Source organism: Vibrio sp. La 4.2.2 (assembly GCF_027586995.1).
GTDB lineage: Bacteria > Pseudomonadota > Gammaproteobacteria > Enterobacterales > Vibrionaceae > Vibrio > Vibrio mediterranei.
On the sequence record NZ_JAPPTJ010000003.1, the window covers coordinates 115,294 to 135,321 of the forward strand.

The window sequence follows — 20,028 nt, forward strand, 5'->3', positions numbered from 1 at the left end:
TAGGTATGTTGGAAAAAGGACTTCTTATGGACCACTCAGAATATTACGTCAAACTCAATCAAGATGGGCATTCTACCGTATATTGTGAAGGACACTTATCGCTAGGCAGCGAAGTTATCGAAGTTGAAAACCAATTCGACCAAAATCATGATGATTCCACCGCCATCATTATGCTTGCTAATGGCACTCGAATATCCGGAGTCAAAGTCGTCGAATAAGATAAACAAAAAGTAAAAAGGAGGCATGCTTGCCTCCTTTTTAACATCCTCACTCCGTGAGTCACGAACTCGCGTTAGCGTATCTCGCTTGCTGTATCCAAGCTCTTACCTCATTAGGCGACATAATGGCAGGATCACCCAACGATTTGTCATCGGCTTCAGCAAGCTGTTTTGGTAAAATATCAATAAGCAGTTCTAGATCTTTGTGGGAATGAATCTCCTCATCAAAGACCTTTGCCATATCACGACTGTACGACGCATGACGAGCCCTTGCCGCTTTGACTAACCCTTCTAACAGCGTATACCAAGTTGTCATAGGACCTTGCACGATCGAGGCAGACTCTGCTGCTGAATCAATAAAGGCAAATGGCACGGTAGTAATCGGCTTGTTGTATTCCATCGCGGCCAAGATCCAATCGGTATCAAATGAAAAATCATACACTGTTGGATTACGAAGGATAACTTGCAGCGCATCACGGGAATAAAGCTTAAATGCCGCCTGAGTATCTTTAATACCTTGAGAGAATATTTGCTCCCCTATCATTCGCTGCATATGGCGTAGAGTCTTAATGCCGATGCCCCAACGCTCTTCTTGTTTGACCAAAATCGACTCTGGATGTTTGCGATTACCTAAAACCACTTGTTTGGCCTGTTCTAAGTAAGGTTCTAGCAGCAATCCTATTTGCCCTAAATGAACTGAGTTGTCAGCATCGGTATAAACAACGACATCTGCGCCCTCATCTATGGCCTTTTGGCAACCAAGTACAATCGCTCCACCTTTACGAGAGTCGTCAGCACTATTCAGATTAGCTAACGGTCCTTCATCCGTATCCAAATGTTCCGACAGTTTAAATACTGTGACTTTATCGGGCTGCTCTGTGGTCTTAACGATACCTTTCGCAATATCAGCACTATCATGAGGGCATCCATCATCTACTGGGTAAAGATGCCAATCGATGCAACTTCCCGAAGTGATCCAAGCTAGCTGTTCTACCTTCATTCTCAACGAATCTTCACCGTTGGGGTTTTGTTCTGTTTTAGGGTTTAATCGATTGTGCTCTCCCCACATCGCAAACACCACACCAATGCGCAATGGTGTTTGGATTTTTCTTACATAGCGCTTTGAGGCAACCAATTTAACAGCTAAGCGGTATTCCAGTGGCGCTTGGTCTTCTATCGCTAATTGCTTTAAGTCGCCAACAGATAGGCTGCTCAACGCATCTAGTTGCTCTGCTAATTGCAACAAGCCCCTTTGTTGGTGATTATCGGTAAGGTCGAAATGTACGTTCGAGTTTTGGAGAAGCGTAGATGCTTGCTTGAGATCTTGATTGCTAGCCATGGTCCCTGCCCTAGTTAGTGGAAACAAAAGCAGACTAGGATTTATGGGCGTGAGTTCAAATAATTGTCTTCAATATATCTAGCAGGTAATTCTAAACAAACAATATGAAATCGTGTTGTTTACTTACTGGTTTTCTTGCTCTACCGGAACTGGAGCAAAGCTCCTTCGTTGCACAGCCTCGACACCCGAGCTACTCTCTGCGCCAATATTGGCTCTTGGTACTTGCCTCTCTGTGCTGAGGGTACTGTCTAAGCCCCCCAAATCAGCTTCATTTGCCAGAGCATTTATCTCATCTCGTTCTGCGGCTTCGTAATCGAATTCATCAATTGGCGTCGCGATTATCGTAACCTCGTTTTCAGCTGGCGCTGGTGAAGTTTGAATCAAGTGACGATTAGTCACCACTGCTCTAGCTGGGGCGGAGGTTGGAGCTGCATTATTAATACCTTCGGGCGTTTCGTTAGGTTGTGATGCTGGTTTCGGCACAAAGCCTTGAGATTGAGAAAAATTCGATTCAATGCCTTTTAGTTTTTTTTGTCCAGGAACAGTTTGCGTAGCCACTGGTGGTGGCGTGCTCGATGGTAAGCTTGTCTGTGTGCGAGTAGATTTTAGGCCAATCTTGGGACCAGAGAATGCAAAAAGATTGAGTTTTTCCTGCCAAACTTGCAAAACTGCCGCATCATTTTCCCACGATTGGTCATAGCCACCAGCAACATCAAAAGTCTGCATTTGCGTCAGCAGTTGAGTATTTGCTTGTTCGTTTTTTTGATGAAGATACTGCTGCATTTGAGACCATTCCGTCCCTCCAGTCAGTAAATAACGCACACTATTAGCCCAATACTCATACGCTTTCGGGTCATTGTCTAAGTTGGCACACACCGTGGCTAGAGCTTCAGCAAGACCTGCGTATTGCCACATTTTTTCCGTACCCAGTTTTGCTTCCGAGGCTAGTATTTGCAGACTCAGTCTATGGTATTGTTCCGCTGCTTGTTTAAATCTTCCGTTACCAGCCAGTAAGGTTGGCTGACTAAATACCCTTAATTCGACGTCCTGAACCTGTGCACTAGTAGACGTGGCAAAGGAAAACAGGAATAACAACAGCAGAAATCTAATTGTAGTCATCAAACGTCTCCACTAAACACTTACCAGGATGATAGAAACGTGAGTCAAACTGTACATCTCGGTATTCTCGTGTTCCCGATGGTTGATAGAGCTTACCATTCTGCTTGTATAGCAAGGCTTCTAGAACCCCAGCGTTGGTCTTAAGCGTAATACTCTTTTCGTACTTACTGTTTCTTTCATAGCGGCCTTCATACCAACCTCGTTGCGGATCGTAGAGTTCACGCACTAGTACCATCAAGCGGTCGGTATAATCGGTCTTCCACAGCGCCCACATTTGAAAAGCCACACGAGTCGATACCAAAGCAAGCAAATCATGGGAACTTCCATCTTCGGCTAACGTTATCCATGGAGTACCCAAGGCATAGACCGCGTCATAAACAAAATAAGGATCGCCTGCTACTACATGATCACCTCGCGCGGTATAGATTCTATCTACATCCCAACGCGCTTCTTGCACTAAATAAAGAGAATCTGCCATCGCGGACATTACCGGGTCAGAGTGATTCGCATCGTTGGAACTGGAATCCGAAATCTTGTCCCAGTTAAACTCTAACCCCATCCATAAATAAGGAGTGCTGTAGACAGGTCTTAGGACGTCAAAGTCTCTGGGATCTCTGCCATCGAAAAGCAGGTCGATGCCATAAATAGTCGCAACGTCATACGGGTCTATTCGCATCGCTTTGTAAGGTACAACTTGCCAATCTAAGTAACCATAAGAGGTATATTCTTCGACGCCTAAACGCCCCTCTTTGTAACGGGTCACATTGCCGCCATATATTGCACCGCCGAACAACTCACCATCTTCATTGATAAGTTCACAGAAGTTCCAGCGTAATACTGCTTTATCAATGTATTCGGTAAATTCAGGAGAGAATTGCTTAACGATGGCTAGCGCAATAAGTAAACGCCCAGTATCTAACGAGGACCATCCAATATCACTAGGTTGCAAACCATAATCCACTTTCTGTCCCGTCTGGGTGTGATAGACCTTGTGCGGAACTTGTCCCATACTCAAGTTCATGTCATTGAGAAAAGTCAGTACTAAGGTGAGTCGTTCGTCGTATTGTTTGGTTGAGATAAACTCGAACTCTTTCGCTGCGAGCAAGGCGAATAGATAATCGGCAATCCCTGACATATTGGTTGATGGGTAGTTGTCGATGCCATTAACTAATCCAGTTTGAAGCTGGGTGTTGTTCTCAATGTATTTCCAGGCAGTACTTGCCCAAGCCAACTCTTGTTCAGTTAGCTTACCGTAACGTCCCTGACGAAATGTCTGAGAAGTATTGATTGCTTCAACACCAGAACTTACACCTTGGACAATGGTTCCACAGGCATAAAGTAGAGGCAGAGCTAAAAGCAAAACAACCAGCCTTTGCATTCGACGCGCCCCTAAGACTTATTTTTCTTCTTTTTATAGTTCTCGCGTGGCAAGCACTGACCTTCATAACCAAAAGGCGATTCCAATGCTTTTTCCCACAAGCTCGGTGCTATATCGTCATGATACTTGAGTAACTTCCCTTGTTGTTTGTAGAGCAGAATTTCTAAGGTGATACCATTATTGTTCGATGTAAAGGTGTTGATACGACCGGTACCATTCTCAAAAATACCCTCGTAAAACCCTTTATCTCTATCGTAAAGGTGAGAAATATGATCGAATAGTAGATCGGTATACTCTGTATCCCATAAAACCCACATCCCCATCGCGCCCTTTACTGCAACAGCTGAAAACTGCGGTAGATATTCGCCATTCTCAGAAATAGTATTCCAAGCAAAGCCATCGGTATAAATGGTGTCATAAACGAAGTATGGAGGCCCTGCTAATTGGTGCTCGGTACGCGCAGTGATAATACCGGTTTGCTTGTATCGTTCCTCTTGTACACGATAAATTTGTAACGCGAACTCAGCCATCCATTCATTAGTATAACTGTAGTTGTGTCCTGTCCTATCGTCGGTCAAGTCCCACCCTAACTCAATACCATCTAAAACATAACTTTCAGTTACAACGTAACTATGTGCTTTAAGCTTTCTAGGATCTCGGGTATCGTAAGGGACATCATAACCGTACAAATTGATGGTGGCATAAGGCTCTGGATCAGAGGCTTGACTAGTGTCAAACCCCCAGAGTTGGAATCCTTTGGCTGCATACTCTTCGTAACCCAATCTGCCCTCTTGCAGATACTGAACAGGCTTGTCTTTCTCCAGCAACGCACCAAACATAGTGCCGTTCTCGTCAACGACATTACAGAAATTCCATCTCAAAATCGCTTGGTCGATACCGGTCGCATACTCTGGATAACGATGTTTGACGATATATAGCCAGATGAGCAATCGGCCTAAATCGAGAGCAGAATAACCGATTTCCCCTGGTTGGTTACCGTAGTCCACTTTGGCAGCAGTTTGTGTGTTATAAGCCTTGTTAGGTAACTCGCCACGGAATAGGTCCAATCGATTTAACGTCCCTATAAAGGCAATCAAGCGACGGTCCATTTCCTCTTTCTCAATGATTCCTAACTCGTACGCACTCACCATACCTGCTAGGTAAGACGCCGCATCCCACCACGTGACCGATGGGTAGTTATTTACCGCATTAACCAGACCTGTTGGCTCTTGATAATTATTCTCGAAGTACTTCCAAGCAATACGAGCCATATCCATTTCTTTTTCGGTAAGCTCACCTTGTCGAGCCTGCGGAATGCTCCAATGACTTTTACGTTCGACAATATCGTCGGAAAACTGATTATATTTATTACCACAGCCAGCCACTGCAAGCGCAACACATAACGTTGTCAAATAGCGCATGTTATTCTCCCTAATACAACCTTGTCCTTATTTTGCGCCTACGCTTAATAATGGTCCGTTTTCTATGTAGGCCAGCGACTCTAAAACAATGCCATTGGTGTTCGCGGTAATTGCTCTATTAGGTCGTCCATCAACTTCATAGCGACCCGAATACCACCCTTTGGTTTCTGAGAACAGAGGCGATACTTCACTAATTAACAAATCCGTGTATTCATTCTCATACAAGGCGTACCAACCAAACGCAGCCTTGGTAGATAGGGTTTTTAGGTGTGACTGGTCTTTACCATCATCTGAAATTGCGTTCCATTCTTTACCGTCAGAAAAAACCGTGTTGTAAACGAAATAAGGTGGCTCATCGACGTTATCTTCACTTACTGCAGTAACCACGCCAGTATCATCATATCTGCGCTCTTGAGCACTAAACACACGGTGCGCGAAGATTTTCGAGACGCTGTCAGAACCAAACTCTAGCCCATCAAGAATATAAGATTCACTAACCACGTAATTGTGAGCATGGAACTTAGCTGGGTCGCGTTTATCGGTTGGAATTTCAATGCCGTAAATATCAATCAGGTCTAGATAATCAATATATTTCATTGAATTAAATACATCTCGTCCCATCAGGAACAGAGATTTAGACGCGTATTCTTCATAACCAATACGTCCTTCTTGCACTAACTCAAAACCGCCTTGTTCACTTGGTCTAGAACCGTATAGATATCCATCGATTAGCATTTCGCTAATCTTCCAGTGATTAAGAATGTTGTTTACATCTGCGTTGAAATTAGGATATTGCCAGATCAATATATTGAGTGGCACTAGTATTCTACCGATATCAATGGCTGACCATCCTATCCCTTCAGGAGTCGGGTTGTTTTGGTAATCCACCATTTCTAACGTTTGTGTATTGTAAGCTTTATTTGGCAACTTACCTTCAACCAGAGGAAGTCTAGCAAGTGAACGCAACGCTTTCTGCATTCGCATTTCAAACACTTCATCAGTGATCACATTGATTTTTTCCGCAGCAATGAGGCCCATTAAATAAGAGGCGGTATCCCACATAGTCGTCGACGGATAGCCATCAACGGAATTCACCAATCCCGTGTTATCTTGGTAATTGTTTTCAAAGTAGCGCCACGCCGTATTCGCCCAAGTAAACTCTTCATGAGATAACACTCGATTTTCTTTAAGTGGGATCTCTTCGTGAGCTTCAAAGGTGATATTGCCTAACACCTTTCCGTAGTCTCGCGTCTCTATATTGAAAGCGATGACCAATGCAGTACACAGACCAAGAATGAAAACAACGTGGTGCCTTGCAGCCAATAATGCGTCTTTAAACTTCATACTTTAAATCCTCTGTGCTGGTGACTTCTTCTTTGTTTTTCTCTTCTTTTGGAGGCTCCCAAAAAGCGGCAGCTATCATTCCCCACATAGCTAGCATGTTATTGAGAATCCAGAATGTGTTGAACACTAGACCGCCACCGGAATATTCACCCCAAGAGCCCGTGTAGTAACCGACCCAAGCATAAAAAATAGCGAAGAGACTTAAGCCAAACACCACCATTTGAGGCAATACAAGTTTGGCAAAATTACCTGTTTGTCTTTCTTTTGGTGTGGTTGGGAAGCTAATTTTGCGTCCTCTAAGCACTGTCCAAAGCGCACGCAAATTAACTGGGAAAAATGACAAGAAATTTGTCTTACCTTTGTAGCCAGCCACACCCCAAGTGCCCACCATCATCGCGATTTCCGCAGTTAAGATGTACGGCAAGAAATGTAAATAAAAGGTCACATCATAAGCACTAACAGGAGCGATTGAGGTAAGAAAATAGATTATTGGGCAAGCAAGGAAAATGATATTCCAGACTGCCGATAAGTTAGACCAGAAGCTCGCGCCATACATGAGTTTTTGTTTAAAGCTCAAGCCCTTCCGGAAAATCGGATTGTCATTCATAAAGATGTCGATGGAACCACCAGAGTACTTAAAGCGCTGAACCGTCCAAGTTTGCAAGTCTTGCGGTGACAGCATTTTACTTTCTACTCTCGGATGCATTACCGAACGCCAGTTTCGCTCTGTATCTGAATGAAGAACAATCGAAGTGTACAAATCCTCTGATACATGGAATTTATATGGTGTAAATTCCGTATCAAACAAAATCTCATTTCTAAGGTTGTCTGAAATCGACTTATCAACCTCTTTTTCCTTGGTCAGTTTTCGTATCTGCTTTTCAACATCTTGCTGCTCTTTGGTGATCTGTTCAGCGTATGCTCTTAGCGCTGCTTCCATTACCGCCTCGCGTCTATGAATCGAGCCTGCACCACAACAAAATGACGCGTTTACCCAGTTACGACGACGTTGAATAACGTCATAGAACATTTGCGGATCATTGACAAAAGGATCCTGGCCAAAGGTCACTGGCCCGTAAAACTTTTCGACTCCTTTGCCAAGAGCGGCGGCAGCTTTACCAAATTTACGCTCCAGCCAGACCGGAAGACGAACTCCTTCTGGTAAATCAAAGAACCATTGTGGTGTCTGGACCCAAGCCACATTTGGGTCTCGGAAATAACCTAGCGTATTCTCTAGAATCGTAGGTAGTGGCCTAGTGTCAGCATCACAGATAACCACGAAATCACCATAAGTCTGTTCCATGGCATTTCTCAGATTACCGGCTTTGAACCCCACATTTCCCTCGCGAGTGATGTATCCAACATTCATCTCCTCTGCAAGTGCCTTCATCGACTCCCGCTTGCCATCATCAAGAATGAAAATTTTCATCTCGATGTCATGGGGATAAGTAATTCGTTGGGCGTCTTCAATACTCAGTCTGACGAGGTCAGGCTCTTCGTCATAGCTCGGGAAAAAGACATCGACCGCTAACGGCCTGTCCTCGGCGGAGTCTTTAACACATTGATTGATATTTGATGGTGGCTCTTTCTTAGGTTCATCTTTAGTTTTCCATAAGTTAAACGTAAACAATATAGAGCCGATAAATGCACAAGATTCTGCAAAAGCCAATGGAAGTGAAAACCACAATGCATCCATGTTCAGAGCGTAAGTCCAACGCCACCACAGGTACCAAACACCTAACGTTAAATTACACGTCGCTAAATATTGATACAGCAACTCTCTCGGTATACTGTGAGGTACAGGTTCCGGCGGCACTCGATGTTCATACTTTTGAAAATAGTTGTCCATTTGCCTAGCTTCCCTATAGAAAATGAAATTTCCTACTTATTAACCCTAATGTGTCGATTTAAAAACACCTATCATTTAACGCTCTGCACATTAGTAATCTCCTTTGGAATAGTGATTACTGGATATCACTTCTCCATCCCTTGACTTAATATCAATCACAAACTCTGAACCCACCATATTTAGCGGAACTGAAGCAATGTCAGAAATCGAATTTGAAGCGATAATTACGTCGTTTTGTTCCCAACACAGATTGAGTTCATTGTTATTATCGAAACATTCGAGCGACACGGTTGCTTTTGAAAACTCGCTTCTTGAGTCATTGATTACACTGATATTTATAATCTTAGACGACTTGTCATTATTTACACTGGCAATCGCTAAAATAGGCTGAAATGATTCTTTAACTGCAAAATAGGCAGGTTTAGGATTTCGTTCTGCATCAAGAATTGCCCAAGTTACGGCTTGCCAACTATCCACAAACATAAATTGATATATTGCAGCGATGCCTTTATTTTTTTTCAATCTAAGTTGCTCAGCGGCGTATTTATTCACTTGCCTTTGATATTGCTGTGTATTAGCAATATAGTCATTAAGAGAGTTCCCTACTTCCACCCTTGCAATATTGAGCGTTTCATGATGCTGATAATTATGATACGAAAGCTTCTTAAGCTGTGCTTTATTGAGTGGCCAATTAGACTCCCCATTCAATATTGTTTCCACAACATCAACATCAGGGAAAGACTGTGCCCCAAATTCACTGATGATTGGCGGGCCTGCGATTTTACGGTAGTCCTTATAATGACCCGAATACCAACCAAACCATGGATGCTCATGGGTGTAAGACGCTTCTCTTGCAATACGATGGTCGCCCGTTGCTTTTAAAGCCTGATAAACGGCTTTAGTAAGTTCCAAATTATGGTCAGGTTGATAACTTTGGTACTTATATTTCATCCACGTTGCATCCCACGGCGGTTCATTGTGCGCGCTCCAAAATGCGATAGAAGGATGGTTGTATAGCATATCGGTCATATCTCTGGCCTGAGATTCTGCTTCAGAGACCAAACCAATTGAGTCCTCATAACCCCATTGCAATGGGAAGTCTTGCCAAACAATTAGACCGAGCTCATCTGCTTTATCATAAAAACGCTTACCTGCAACATGAGCATGTACTCGAACACTATTGATGTTGGCTTCTCGCATCAACATCAAATCACGTTCATATTCTTCATTCCCCATTTCACCTAGCCACTGACTACCAATGTAATTAGTCCCACGAATAAAATACGGTTGGAAGTTTACGTAGAAATGTTGGTTGTCCTCTGAATATTCAAAATGTCGAAAGCCTATTTTTTCAGAGCGTTGATGAGACAAAATTCTTTCACCTTCGAATACTTCAACACTAAGGTCGTATAAAGTTGGCGTTCCCCAATCATATGGCCACCACAGTTCCCTCTTCATACTAGGAATGGTCCAAAGGATGTCCGATTTTCCTTTATTCACCGAACGAGTAAATTCGTAGCGCTCAATCGTCGCTTCAGATCGATCGGTGTTATGACGTTGCAGTGCGATAACAATGGTTGCGTCAACGGTAATACTGCTATCCAAAGTCAGTTTAAGTTGCCCAGTCGTCTCTCCATCACGACTTATCTCAGGGACAAATTTAAATGCTTTTATCGCTATCGGGCCAGTTCTCTCGAGAGCTACGCTTCCCCATATTCCTCCAGAATTTGCTTCTTGTCCTCTATCGGACCAAGCTCCTCCAGGTCGAGTGTCATGGTGATTTAGAACGCCTTTAATCTCTTTTTTGTTGAGAGACCAATCTTCTACTTTCTGGTCATTTTCGCTCGTTACCACCACAGAGAGTTGATTGTCGTTGGTTTTGATAACATTTGTGACTTCGTAATCAAAGGGGGCGAAATATCCGCTATGAGGCGTGAAAGGAAAATTGTTGAGTGCAACTCGTGCTTGATAATCGACAGCATCAAACTTGAGCCAGTAACGCTTCGATGAGTCATAATTACTGACATCGAAGTTGGTCTGGTACAAAGCACTACCTGAATACTCTACGCCTGAACTGTACCAATTTGATGGAACTGCGATGCTCGTTTGCTCTGCATTTTCGGAACTAAGCTTTTTGAAATCCCAATAGCCATCCAATGACTGGGTGGCATCAGTGTGAGCTAGTTCGGTAGACGTACAGCCTACCAATAGTATTCCAATACTTAACTTTGCAATCCAACGCCACATCCCAGCCACCTATACCACCGCGTCATATGACTTAATTAAATGGAAAGTATTGCGGTTGTCATCGAATGTTAGTTCGACTTTATCAACTAAAGCCGCAAGAATAATAAAGCCTCTGCCTGACGTTACCCACGTGTCGGGATCGTCCGCGTCCGGTTCAATAAAATCGGCCTCAAGCGCAGACGCAAAATCATCTTGAGACATTCCTTCTCCGAAATTGGTGATATCAACGGTGATCGTCGAATCTGTCAACGTACTTACAATTTCTATAACCTCACCCTCACGCTCTTTATAAGCATGCTCAAAAGCATTATTTACCAACTCAACCACGCACAGCTCTAGTTCATCAATAACACTGTTTTTGACCGCTTGTTGAGACCAAAATGCCTTCAGGTCATCGGCAACATTTCTTGATGTAATCAGTGAGCTTTCATAAGTGTGAGTAAATACATTGCTATCAACCATGCTTTCTCCCATCACATTTTATTAATCACATCGGCTAAACGATTTAAAGCTGGGTGTGGGCGCAGGTTAGTCCATTGAGTTTTATCCTCAACCTCACCGTCATGTCCTATGCCAAAATCACCAAAGATAGTCTGTTCCTCGACAACAGCATTGGTATGAATTTGTGTGTAATCAAACACCAGAGAATGTTTTATTGTCGCATTGGCGTCCACTTGACAGTTTGCGCCAATCAAAGCGGGACCAGTGATGGTCGCACCCTCCTTAATTTGACATCCACTACCAATAACAACTGGCGGAACAATATTGCATTTTTCAAGATCGACTTGGGTGTTAATCCCGAGCCAAATACCCGCTTTCACTTGCGTGCCCGGCACTCTATAACCTGGAACTTTTCCGCTCAATACATCCTCGGTAACACCCCAAATATCCTTGATGTTACCGACATCCAGCCACTGAAAGTTCATTTCAACAGCGTAAAACGGTACATGTTGCTCTACGAGTTTAGGGAATAACTCACTACCAATATCAAACTCTTGGTCGCTAGGTATATAGTCGAAAATAGCGGGTTCAAAGATGTAAATACCTGTATTGGCAAGATTAGACAACGCATCTTCGCGAGCGGGCTTTTCCTGAAAACTTTGCACCAAACCTTTATCGCCCGTTACCACAACACCGTATTTTTCGACTTCTTCTTCAAGCACTCGTTTGGTTATAATGGTCGCAATACCTCCGCATTTTTTATGCTTGCGAACCGCCTCTTTCAAATCAAGGTCAATCCACGCATCACCACAAACCACGACAAACGTCTCATCAAAGAATCCTGAAAACTCTTGAATGCGTTTCATCCCCCCAGCCGAACCTAGGGCTTTGCTTTCAAACTTGCCGTCTTTAAGCTCTCCTTCACAAGAATAAGAAAGCTGAACATCAAAATGGTGACCATCGCCGAAATAGTCTTCTATTACCTCAGCCAAGTGACTTGTATTAATGACAATCTTAGTAATATTGTGTTGAGCGAATAACTCAATCATCGACTCCATTACAGGTTTACCCAATATCGGAATCATAGGTTTAGGTATCTGCTGAGTGATGGGTCTAACTCGAGTCCCCTTACCTGCCGCCAATATCATTCCTTTCATTGCCTATCCCCTAGCCTAAATTAGAATTACCACTTAAACCGACGCCGTCATTGCATCTTCAATCGTGTCATAGGTTTTTACTAGCCTATCCATTCGGGTCAACTTCAATAGATCTCTAACAGGTTGTTTAGCGCCAACAATAGCAATTTGCCTATCTCGAAGGAGCTTATAAACCGCCATTACAGCTCCTAGGCCACTGCTATCCATGAAATTTACATTCGATAGATCAAGCAACAAATTAGGTTTAATATCGCCCTGAATATCTTCCATAGATTGCCTAAACGTTGGAGCCAACTTAGCGTCAAAACGCGATTCTTGTACTTCCACAACGGTAAATAGGTCGTTGTTCGACACTTCATAATTCATAGTAATTTTCCTATTGGTTTGGTGCCCATTTACAAACTAAAATACTGATATCATCATCAAAAACGTCACTCTTTTGCCACTCTCTCACCTCTGACACAATGGCATTCGGTTTGTTTTCAAAGTCTGTAGAGGCATGGTGTTGTATCCTCTCTTTTAACCTTTCTTCGGTGTAAAACTCGCCTTCAAATCTAGCTTCAGTGATGCCATCGGTATAAATCCAAACCTCATCGCTAGGACCAAGCGTCACCGACTTTTGCTTGTAGTCTGCAAAATCAAACATACCGACAACAAAGTTATCCTCTCCAAGAAATTCCGTAGACTGCGTTTCATGCTGATACCACACAATTGGTGGATGACCAGCAACGCAATAATCGAGCTGCCCAGTTGCCTGGTTCAATACGGCATATACCATAGTAAAATAAAGGGGGTTCGAATCATCTTGGCTATATATATCATTTAGTTTCGCCACTACCTCATCAGTTCGGCGAATTACTTTTCCTGAGGACGATTCCTTATAAACCACTGAGTTTGGACCACTTGCGATAGACAGCGTTTGTTGAACGGAGAAGGACAACAATGCAGAAGATACCCCATGTCCCGACACGTCTAATAAATAGAAACCAATATGCTGCTCGTCGAGTTCGAAATAACCCAAAATATCACCACCAATCTGCGCACTCGGAATTGATGTGTAATTCATCAACACGTTGTTGAATTCAACTTTCGTTGGTAGCAATTGACGAATAAAATCGCCTGCCGCGTCTAAGTCTTGTCGGATGGTGGCATACGCATTATCAAGCGCCTGATTCTTTTTGAGTAATTCGTTATGAAGATTTAAATTTCTAAAACCAGCTCGAATACGCGCATCTAGTTCGTCTATAGCTGTATTTTTGGCAACAAAATCATCAGCACCTGCATTAATCCCACTGACAATCGAGTCATTATCATCTTTAGCAGATAATAAAACGAAGAATATATAGCGATTGTAATCTGTCGATTTTAGAGCTTGGCACAATTGAACCCCATCCATTTTAGGCATAACCCAATCACTCAATACGAATTGAATATGTTCGCTTTTCTGCAGTATTTCTAAGGCTTCATAACCATGACTGGCTACAGTGACACTATACCCCTTCTTCTTAAGAAGTGAGCTCATTAGAATCTGCGTGGTTTTATTGTCTTCCACCAATAAAACCTCTTTAGATTCTGCTGCGTCTTTGAACTCTTTTTGTGTCATTTACGAGATTCCGTCTCACTTATGAAGCATTATTTACTAGAATAGAAACTGAGAACGAAAAAACAAAAAAATATTTTGCTTTTCTTTACCTTAGAGCAAGGTTGTATATCTGAAGTTAGGACTACGGCTTGCAAGGACGCAATAATAAATGAAGAAATACGTCATTATTGGCTTATCAACCATCACATTTTCCTCGTTGTGTTTTGGTGATGAATATCTATCAAATACTCGCGAGCATGCGCCTGCGCCTATTTCCCCAAACCTGACCAATAGTGACAACTCCATCAATAATAAAGATGAAGACAGTGAATTAGACTTAATTTGGCGAGGCGTAGAAAGCTCCTTCGAACTGCCATTTGGTGAACTAAAAGACCGAGAAGGGTTATCGGGGCTAAGTGGTAACTTTTCACTTAACTTGCCATTAATTCAAACCCAAGATGCCAACTTGCCTTCCGGCGCAACAAATGGCCCTTCCAATGTCAATTACACAGCAAATTTATCGTTGAAATATGTATTAATCGGCAACTGGTTTGCCTCTGGCACTCTTTATTACTATTTCGATAAAGATCAGCAACAAACATGGAACCCAGACTTTACCTATGTTTTTGGTTATAGCGATTGGCGTCCTTACACTTTTAGTCTTTTGTATTCCAATTACGGTGGGAATCGTTTTTCACCTGAACCAGGCGGCTCAAGAACCAATTTTGATGAGGGTACAGTATCGCTTGGATGGAAGTTTCCAATTACCGGAAAGCTACTAGAGTGGACTCGAGTTTCCGAAGACGGGAGCATTGGGTGTCAAGTCGACTACAATTGGACACCCTCTTACTTCGACCTTGCGTCCTCCAGTTACAAGGCTCATCACCGAACCGCATCTCTAGGGTGTAAGTACGCTATTTTCGGGAACTGGTACGTTAACGCCACCGCATTCTATTACTTTGATAAGTCCCAACAACAACCCTGGAATCCCGACTATACCTATGGGTTTGGGTATTTCGATTGGCGGCCAGGAACAATCACTTTGCAATATAACAACTACTCCGGTAACCGTTGGAACCCTAGTAACGCGGCTGAAGGCACTGGCCGTTTCCTAGATGGCTCCATCACCATTGCATATTCATTTGCATTTTGAGTCTCTTAACTTTTTCGTGCAAATTGCGTCGCATATTGGCTTCCACGTAAATCTCAAAATGACACAGAACATCTGCTAAGAATTTTTATTCTAGTTTTCAGATTGTTATAGCCATGAGCAAATTGGCACATATTCTGCTCTACTCCGGTTGCGACGGTTTTGTGGAAAACAGTTCAAAACCTCCTAATTCATATGTTAACGCATCAACGAAATTGGCTAGAGAGAGAATCCCATGGACGGAACAAAAAACGACGACCTGATTACAGGTACTGACCAAGCCGACAATCTAAACGCTAAGTCCGGTAATGATGAAATTCATGCTAAGCAAGGTAATGATTTCGTGGCGGGTGGCGAAGGTTCTGATCATATTCAAGCCGGTGAAGGTGCGGACACGGTGCTAGGTGATGTGGAATACGATTCCTCGTCAAACAGTGAAACTTCAGATAGTAGCAGTGGCGATGATAGTTGGGGAACCACGACAACCGTCTATAGCTATTCTGGTTCAGAGTCGAATTCATCAGAAGAAACCATTGTACATGGTGTACGTCTAGGCAATTACATCATAGAGCAAACGGGCAACCTCACTGCAAACTTCAATGTAAGTGGCACCTACGAGACGGTCATAGTCACAATCAAAGATGACCAAGGTGTCGTCATCCACTCTCAAGAAGCCATTGTTGACGAAAACGGTGATGTCGTCATCGATTTTGAGTTTACTGAATCTCAAGTGTCTGCTGATACACCTGTCTTTTTTTCGTTAGAAAGCGTTGATGGTACTCCCATTGATGACGATCTTGAGAGCGTCAATATCGCCGTTCACAACATCTTTAACGACCAAATTTATGGTGGCGCCGGAGACGACATTCTCAAGGGGCAACAAGGTAACGACACCATTTATGGTGGAACGGGTGACGATTTCTTAGATGGTGATATCAATGACGACCGTTTGTTCGGCGAAGAAGGCAATGACGTTTTAGTTGGTGGTAACGGAGACGACTATTTATCCGGCGGCACCGGAAATGACACCCTACTTGGCAGCGACGGAAACGATACGTTACATGGAGATGAAGGTGACGATACGCTGTTAGGTGAACTTGGTGACGACACTATTCACGGCGGCGACGGTGCAGATATTATCATTGGGGACGACGGCACCGACACCCTATACGGTGATGCAGGTGATGACAAAATCTTTGGTGGCAAAGGTGATGATCTCCTAGAGGGTGGCGAAGGCGCGGACGAGTTACAAGGCGAAGAAGGTAACGATAATATTCTTGGTGGTTCAGGTGCAGATTTTGTTATCGGTGGTGCTGGTAATGACACTATTTCCGGAGGCGACGACAATGATCTCTTGCTCGGCGGCGATGGCGATGACGTAATGCAAGGTGACGCTGGAAATGACGTTCTTGTTGGCGAATTTGGTAACGATACACTCTCCGGCGGTGACGGCAATGACGTGCTTATCGGTGATTCAGGTAATGATGTGCTTGTCGGAGGTCTTGGTAACGATGAGCTCTATGGTGGCGAAGGCAGTGACACAATAGACGCAGGCGATGGTGACGACATAGTGCATTCGAATGAAGGAGCCGATGTTATCGCTACAGGCGCAGGCAACGATCAAGTATATGCAGGTGAAGGCAATGACGTCATCAATACAGGCTCAGGCGATGACATTGTATTTGGACAAAGCGGTAGTAATGTCATTGATACAGGAACGGGGGACGACACTATTTACACCGAATCTGGTGACGATGTCATTTCTTCGGGTGCCGATAACGATACCATTTTTGCCGGCTCCGGACTCAATCAAATAGATTCAGGAGATGGCGACGATACTATCTATGCGGATGATGGCGCAGATAACGTCATTTCTGGGCTTGGAGACGATGTCATCTATGCTGGCGACGGTAACAATACCGTTAAGGCTGGGATTGGTGACGACAAAGTTTACGCGGGGTCAGGTGACGACGATATTGATGCGGGTGACGGACACGATGAAGTTTTTGCGGGCGGCGGCAATGACACCATCAATGCAGGACTAGGAAACGACTCTATTTTTGCAGGCGGTGGCGACGATGTTGTTTTGGGGCAACAAGGGGCCAACAAACTTTTTGGTGAGGCAGGCAATGACACCTTAACTGCGGGCAGCAATGCCAGTGAACTCTTTGGTGGTTCTGGCAATGATGTACTAACAGGTTCTGACGAAAACGATCTACTCGCTGGTGGTTCAGACGACGACCAACTATTTTCTGGCAAAGGTGATGACACCATATTTGCCGGCTCAGGTGCCGATAACGTGGTCACGGGTGAAGGTAATGATACCGTGTTTGGCGAAGCGGGTAGCAACACCATCAGTACTGGTACAGGAGATGATGCAGTTTACGGCGGTACTGGGGCTGATACCGTTGATGCAGGCGAAGGTAATGACGCTATTTATGCCGACCGAGGCAATGATGTTGTGCACGCAGGCTTAGGCGATGACCACATTGATGGTGGTGACGGTGATGACAAGCTCTACGGTCAAGACGGAAACGACGCTATTTTTGGTGGCGACGGTAACGATGAGTTAGTGGGTGGTGACGGCTATGATTTCCTCGCTGGTGGCGCAGGCGATGATGTCATGACCGATGATGGACAAGACACATTATTAGGTGAAGCAGGCAACGATACCCTCACAGCGGCAGCGACTGGCTCACACAATATCTACGGTGGCACGGGTGATGATACGCTGATTGGTAGTGATGCCGCGGACACACTTTACGGAGGAGCCGACAACGACACCATTACTGGCGGCGGCGGCAACGATACCCTATTCGCGGGAGACGGTGCGGACACTGTCACTGCTGGTACTGGGGATGACACGGTTTATGGCGAAGCGGGTAACAATACTGTCGACCTTGGTGAAGGCAACGATACGTTATTCGGCGGTTCTGGAAGTGACCATGCTGTTGGCGGGCTTGGTAACGATAGCCTCTCCGGTGGAGGTGGCGCAGATGTTCTATCAGGAGACGCTGGTGAAGATACGCTGGATGGCGGGGATGGTAATGATGAACTATCCGGCGGGGAAGCAACAGACGTACTTCTTGGTGGCGCAGGCAATGACACCTTAAGTGGTGATGCTGGAAACGACTTTATTTACGCAGGAAGCGGCGACGATACCCTGCTTGGGGGCGATGGTACCGACCAACTATTTGGTGAGTCAGGAGATAACCTGATTGATGGTGGTAGCGGTGACGACATTCTAATGGGTGGCACGGGAAACGACACCATTTTAGGCGGTGACGGTGATGATTTCATCAAAACGGGCGCCGGTAACGACACGGTTTCTGGTGGTGTTGGTAATGACAATATCAGCGCTGAGTCTGGTAGTAATGTGCTATCCGGTAACGCAGGTGACGACACTATCACTTCAGCGGATGGTAATGATACTTTGGATGGGGGCGAAGGTAATGACGCGCTTACTTCCGGAGGGGGACATGACACGGTTCGCGGTGGATTAGGCAACGATACTATCGTCGCTTCGGCAGGTAATAATACCCTTTACGGTGATGAAGGAAATGACACGATTAGTTCCGGTGCAGGTGACGATACCTTGTATGGGGGAAGCGACAACGACTCGCTCATTTCAGGTGCTGGTCATGACAAACTGTATGGAGGCGACGGCAACGACACGCTCAATGCCGGCTCTGGCCATGACGTCTTAGAAGGTAACGAAGGGGATGACAGACTCTACGGCTACGGCGACAACGACCAACTCGACGGCGGTTCCGGTAATGATCAGTTGTTTGGTGGTGATGGCGATGACCAGCTAATTGGTGGTATTGGTAACGACAAGCTCAAGGGTGATAGTGGTGTCGACCTACTCTACGGTGACGAAGGCAATGACCGTTTAGAAGGCGGGTCAGGAAACGATACCCTATTTGGGCAAGATGGTAATGATACTCTCTATGGTCAATCCGGTGACGACCAAATGTTTGGTGAGTTGGGCGATGACAAACTCTTCGGCGGTAGCGGTAACGACAATCTCTCCGGTAAGGAAGGGAACGATACGCTCGATGGCGGAGGTGGTAGTGACTATGTAGATGGCGGTGTGGGTAACGACACCTTACGCGGCGGTAGCGGTGATGATCTTGTCTTTGGTCAAGAGGGCAATGACTCTCTAGATGGAGGGTCGGGTCTTGATCAACTGTTTGCAGGAAGCGGTGACGATACTTTGACATTTGATAGTGAAGAAATGACCTCTGGTGATGCGAACACCGTATATTTTAGCGGGGGTGAAGGGTTTGATGTCCTTGTCGTGGGCAGCGACGGTGACAACCAAACTATAGATATGTCTAAAACTGCATTCCAAGAAATAGAAGGGGTAAGAGTCAACTCTTCCGATACTGACATATCCATTGCATTAGACAAAATAGTAGTTAACGACACCGCTGGAGAGGCGAATGGACAATTCGTGTGTACTGGCGCCAACTCCATCGACCTCACAGGTTGGGGTTGGGAGCTAAAAGGTACGACGACAGACATGGCTCAAGGTTTGAAAGATGCCTACGAAGCACAAAATCTTGATACATCTAACCTATACGGCTACAAGCTCGAAAGCTCCGACGGTAAAGAGGTCACGATTTGGAGCGACCTCGACCAAGACAATATCAACTTCCCAACAGATATTGCTTAACCTTTATCCTTGTGAGTTCCTGACTGTTTGCCCTTCGAAAGAAGGGCTTTTTTTATGCTGCCATTTAAGAGTAAAGCTGGAGTAAATTTAGAGATAGGATCTTGG

At 44.5% G+C, this 20,028-nt stretch carries 14 protein-coding genes; 3 read left to right on the forward strand and 11 right to left on the reverse strand.

Annotated features, from left to right (window positions below):
• The first annotated feature begins 26 nt into the window (after positions 1-26).
• The gene (locus OH456_RS06885) at positions 27-218 is read left to right on the forward strand and encodes a hypothetical protein (protein ID WP_124941089.1); all 192 of its coding nucleotides are present in this window, start codon (positions 27-29) and stop codon (positions 216-218) included.
• 61 nt (positions 219-279) lie between these two features.
• Here the strand turns inward: OH456_RS06885 and OH456_RS06890 are convergent, their stop codons facing one another.
• The 11 genes from OH456_RS06890 to OH456_RS06940 form a co-directional block, all read right to left on the reverse strand.
• The gene (locus OH456_RS06890; RefSeq protein WP_006070680.1) at positions 280-1,557 is read right to left on the reverse strand and encodes a glycosyltransferase; all 1,278 of its coding nucleotides are present in this window, start codon (positions 1,555-1,557) and stop codon (positions 280-282) included.
• Positions 1,558-1,680: 123 nt separating this feature from the next.
• Complete coding sequence (locus OH456_RS06895) at positions 1,681-2,676, reverse strand: hypothetical protein (protein WP_270033157.1); 996 nt, start codon at positions 2,674-2,676, stop codon at positions 1,681-1,683.
• The gene (locus OH456_RS06900) at positions 2,663-4,054 is read right to left on the reverse strand and encodes a DUF3131 domain-containing protein (RefSeq protein ID WP_236112005.1); all 1,392 of its coding nucleotides are present in this window, start codon (positions 4,052-4,054) and stop codon (positions 2,663-2,665) included. The genes OH456_RS06895 and OH456_RS06900 overlap by 14 nt, the downstream gene beginning before the upstream one ends.
• Before the next feature lie 11 nt (positions 4,055-4,065).
• Positions 4,066-5,475, reverse strand: coding sequence for a DUF3131 domain-containing protein (locus OH456_RS06905; protein ID WP_006070677.1), 1,410 nt, complete (start codon positions 5,473-5,475; stop codon positions 4,066-4,068).
• Positions 5,476-5,502: 27 nt separating this feature from the next.
• Entirely contained in the window at positions 5,503-6,819 is a 1,317-nt protein-coding gene (locus OH456_RS06910; RefSeq protein ID WP_124941086.1) for a DUF3131 domain-containing protein, read from the reverse strand.
• Positions 6,809-8,668 carry a glycosyltransferase family 2 protein gene (locus tag OH456_RS06915; protein WP_270033158.1) on the reverse strand — a complete coding sequence of 620 codons (1,860 nt, stop codon included), beginning with the start codon at positions 8,666-8,668 and terminating at the stop codon, positions 6,809-6,811. Before OH456_RS06915 ends, OH456_RS06910 begins: the two co-directional genes overlap by 11 nt.
• Positions 8,669-8,758: 90 nt before the next feature.
• Positions 8,759-10,915, reverse strand: a complete 2,157-nt coding sequence (locus OH456_RS06920) for a glycoside hydrolase family 2 protein (protein ID WP_270033159.1) — start codon at positions 10,913-10,915, stop codon at positions 8,759-8,761.
• Between the two features lie 9 nt (positions 10,916-10,924).
• The gene (locus OH456_RS06925; RefSeq protein WP_031496075.1) at positions 10,925-11,377 is read right to left on the reverse strand and encodes an ATP-binding protein; all 453 of its coding nucleotides are present in this window, start codon (positions 11,375-11,377) and stop codon (positions 10,925-10,927) included.
• A gap of 11 nt (positions 11,378-11,388) precedes the next feature.
• Complete coding sequence (locus OH456_RS06930; RefSeq protein WP_124941083.1) at positions 11,389-12,513, reverse strand: sugar phosphate nucleotidyltransferase; 1,125 nt, start codon at positions 12,511-12,513, stop codon at positions 11,389-11,391.
• Between the two features lie 33 nt (positions 12,514-12,546).
• Positions 12,547-12,879 (reverse strand): STAS domain-containing protein, encoded by a 333-nt coding sequence (locus OH456_RS06935; protein WP_270033160.1) that lies wholly within the window; start codon positions 12,877-12,879, stop codon positions 12,547-12,549.
• Positions 12,880-12,889: 10 nt separating this feature from the next.
• Positions 12,890-14,116, reverse strand: a complete 1,227-nt coding sequence (locus tag OH456_RS06940; RefSeq protein WP_270033161.1) for a PP2C family protein-serine/threonine phosphatase — start codon at positions 14,114-14,116, stop codon at positions 12,890-12,892.
• Between the two features lie 148 nt (positions 14,117-14,264).
• On the opposite strand from OH456_RS06940, the gene OH456_RS06945 reads away from it, so the two are divergent.
• Both OH456_RS06945 and OH456_RS06950 read left to right on the forward strand, forming a co-directional pair.
• Positions 14,265-15,248 (forward strand): hypothetical protein, encoded by a 984-nt coding sequence (locus OH456_RS06945; RefSeq protein ID WP_270033162.1) that lies wholly within the window; start codon positions 14,265-14,267, stop codon positions 15,246-15,248.
• A 232-nt stretch (positions 15,249-15,480) separates the two neighbouring features.
• Positions 15,481-19,923 carry a beta strand repeat-containing protein gene (locus tag OH456_RS06950; protein WP_270033163.1) on the forward strand — a complete coding sequence of 1,481 codons (4,443 nt, stop codon included), beginning with the start codon at positions 15,481-15,483 and terminating at the stop codon, positions 19,921-19,923.
• Positions 19,924-20,028 lie beyond the last annotated feature (105 nt).

What these genes read in the sequence shown, in the direction of transcription:
- OH456_RS06915 (WP_270033158.1), bottom strand. Translation starts at nt 8,668, where the DNA reads ATGGACAACTATTTTCAAAAGTATGAACATCGAGTGCCGCCGGAACCT.
- OH456_RS06895 (WP_270033157.1), bottom strand. Translation starts at nt 2,676, where the DNA reads ATGACTACAATTAGATTTCTGCTGTTGTTATTCCTGTTTTCCTTTGCC.
- OH456_RS06890 (WP_006070680.1), bottom strand. Translation starts at nt 1,557, where the DNA reads ATGGCTAGCAATCAAGATCTCAAGCAAGCATCTACGCTTCTCCAAAAC.
- OH456_RS06930 (WP_124941083.1), bottom strand. Translation starts at nt 12,513, where the DNA reads ATGAAAGGAATGATATTGGCGGCAGGTAAGGGGACTCGAGTTAGACCC.
- OH456_RS06900 (WP_236112005.1), bottom strand. Translation starts at nt 4,054, where the DNA reads ATGCAAAGGCTGGTTGTTTTGCTTTTAGCTCTGCCTCTACTTTATGCC.
- OH456_RS06885 (WP_124941089.1), top strand. Translation starts at nt 27, where the DNA reads ATGGACCACTCAGAATATTACGTCAAACTCAATCAAGATGGGCATTCT.
- OH456_RS06935 (WP_270033160.1), bottom strand. Translation starts at nt 12,879, where the DNA reads ATGAATTATGAAGTGTCGAACAACGACCTATTTACCGTTGTGGAAGTA.
- OH456_RS06910 (WP_124941086.1), bottom strand. Translation starts at nt 6,819, where the DNA reads ATGAAGTTTAAAGACGCATTATTGGCTGCAAGGCACCACGTTGTTTTC.
- OH456_RS06920 (WP_270033159.1), bottom strand. Translation starts at nt 10,915, where the DNA reads ATGTGGCGTTGGATTGCAAAGTTAAGTATTGGAATACTATTGGTAGGC.
- OH456_RS06925 (WP_031496075.1), bottom strand. Translation starts at nt 11,377, where the DNA reads ATGGTTGATAGCAATGTATTTACTCACACTTATGAAAGCTCACTGATT.
- OH456_RS06950 (WP_270033163.1), top strand. Translation starts at nt 15,481, where the DNA reads ATGGACGGAACAAAAAACGACGACCTGATTACAGGTACTGACCAAGCC.
- OH456_RS06905 (WP_006070677.1), bottom strand. Translation starts at nt 5,475, where the DNA reads ATGCGCTATTTGACAACGTTATGTGTTGCGCTTGCAGTGGCTGGCTGT.
- OH456_RS06945 (WP_270033162.1), top strand. Translation starts at nt 14,265, where the DNA reads ATGAAGAAATACGTCATTATTGGCTTATCAACCATCACATTTTCCTCG.
- OH456_RS06940 (WP_270033161.1), bottom strand. Translation starts at nt 14,116, where the DNA reads ATGACACAAAAAGAGTTCAAAGACGCAGCAGAATCTAAAGAGGTTTTA.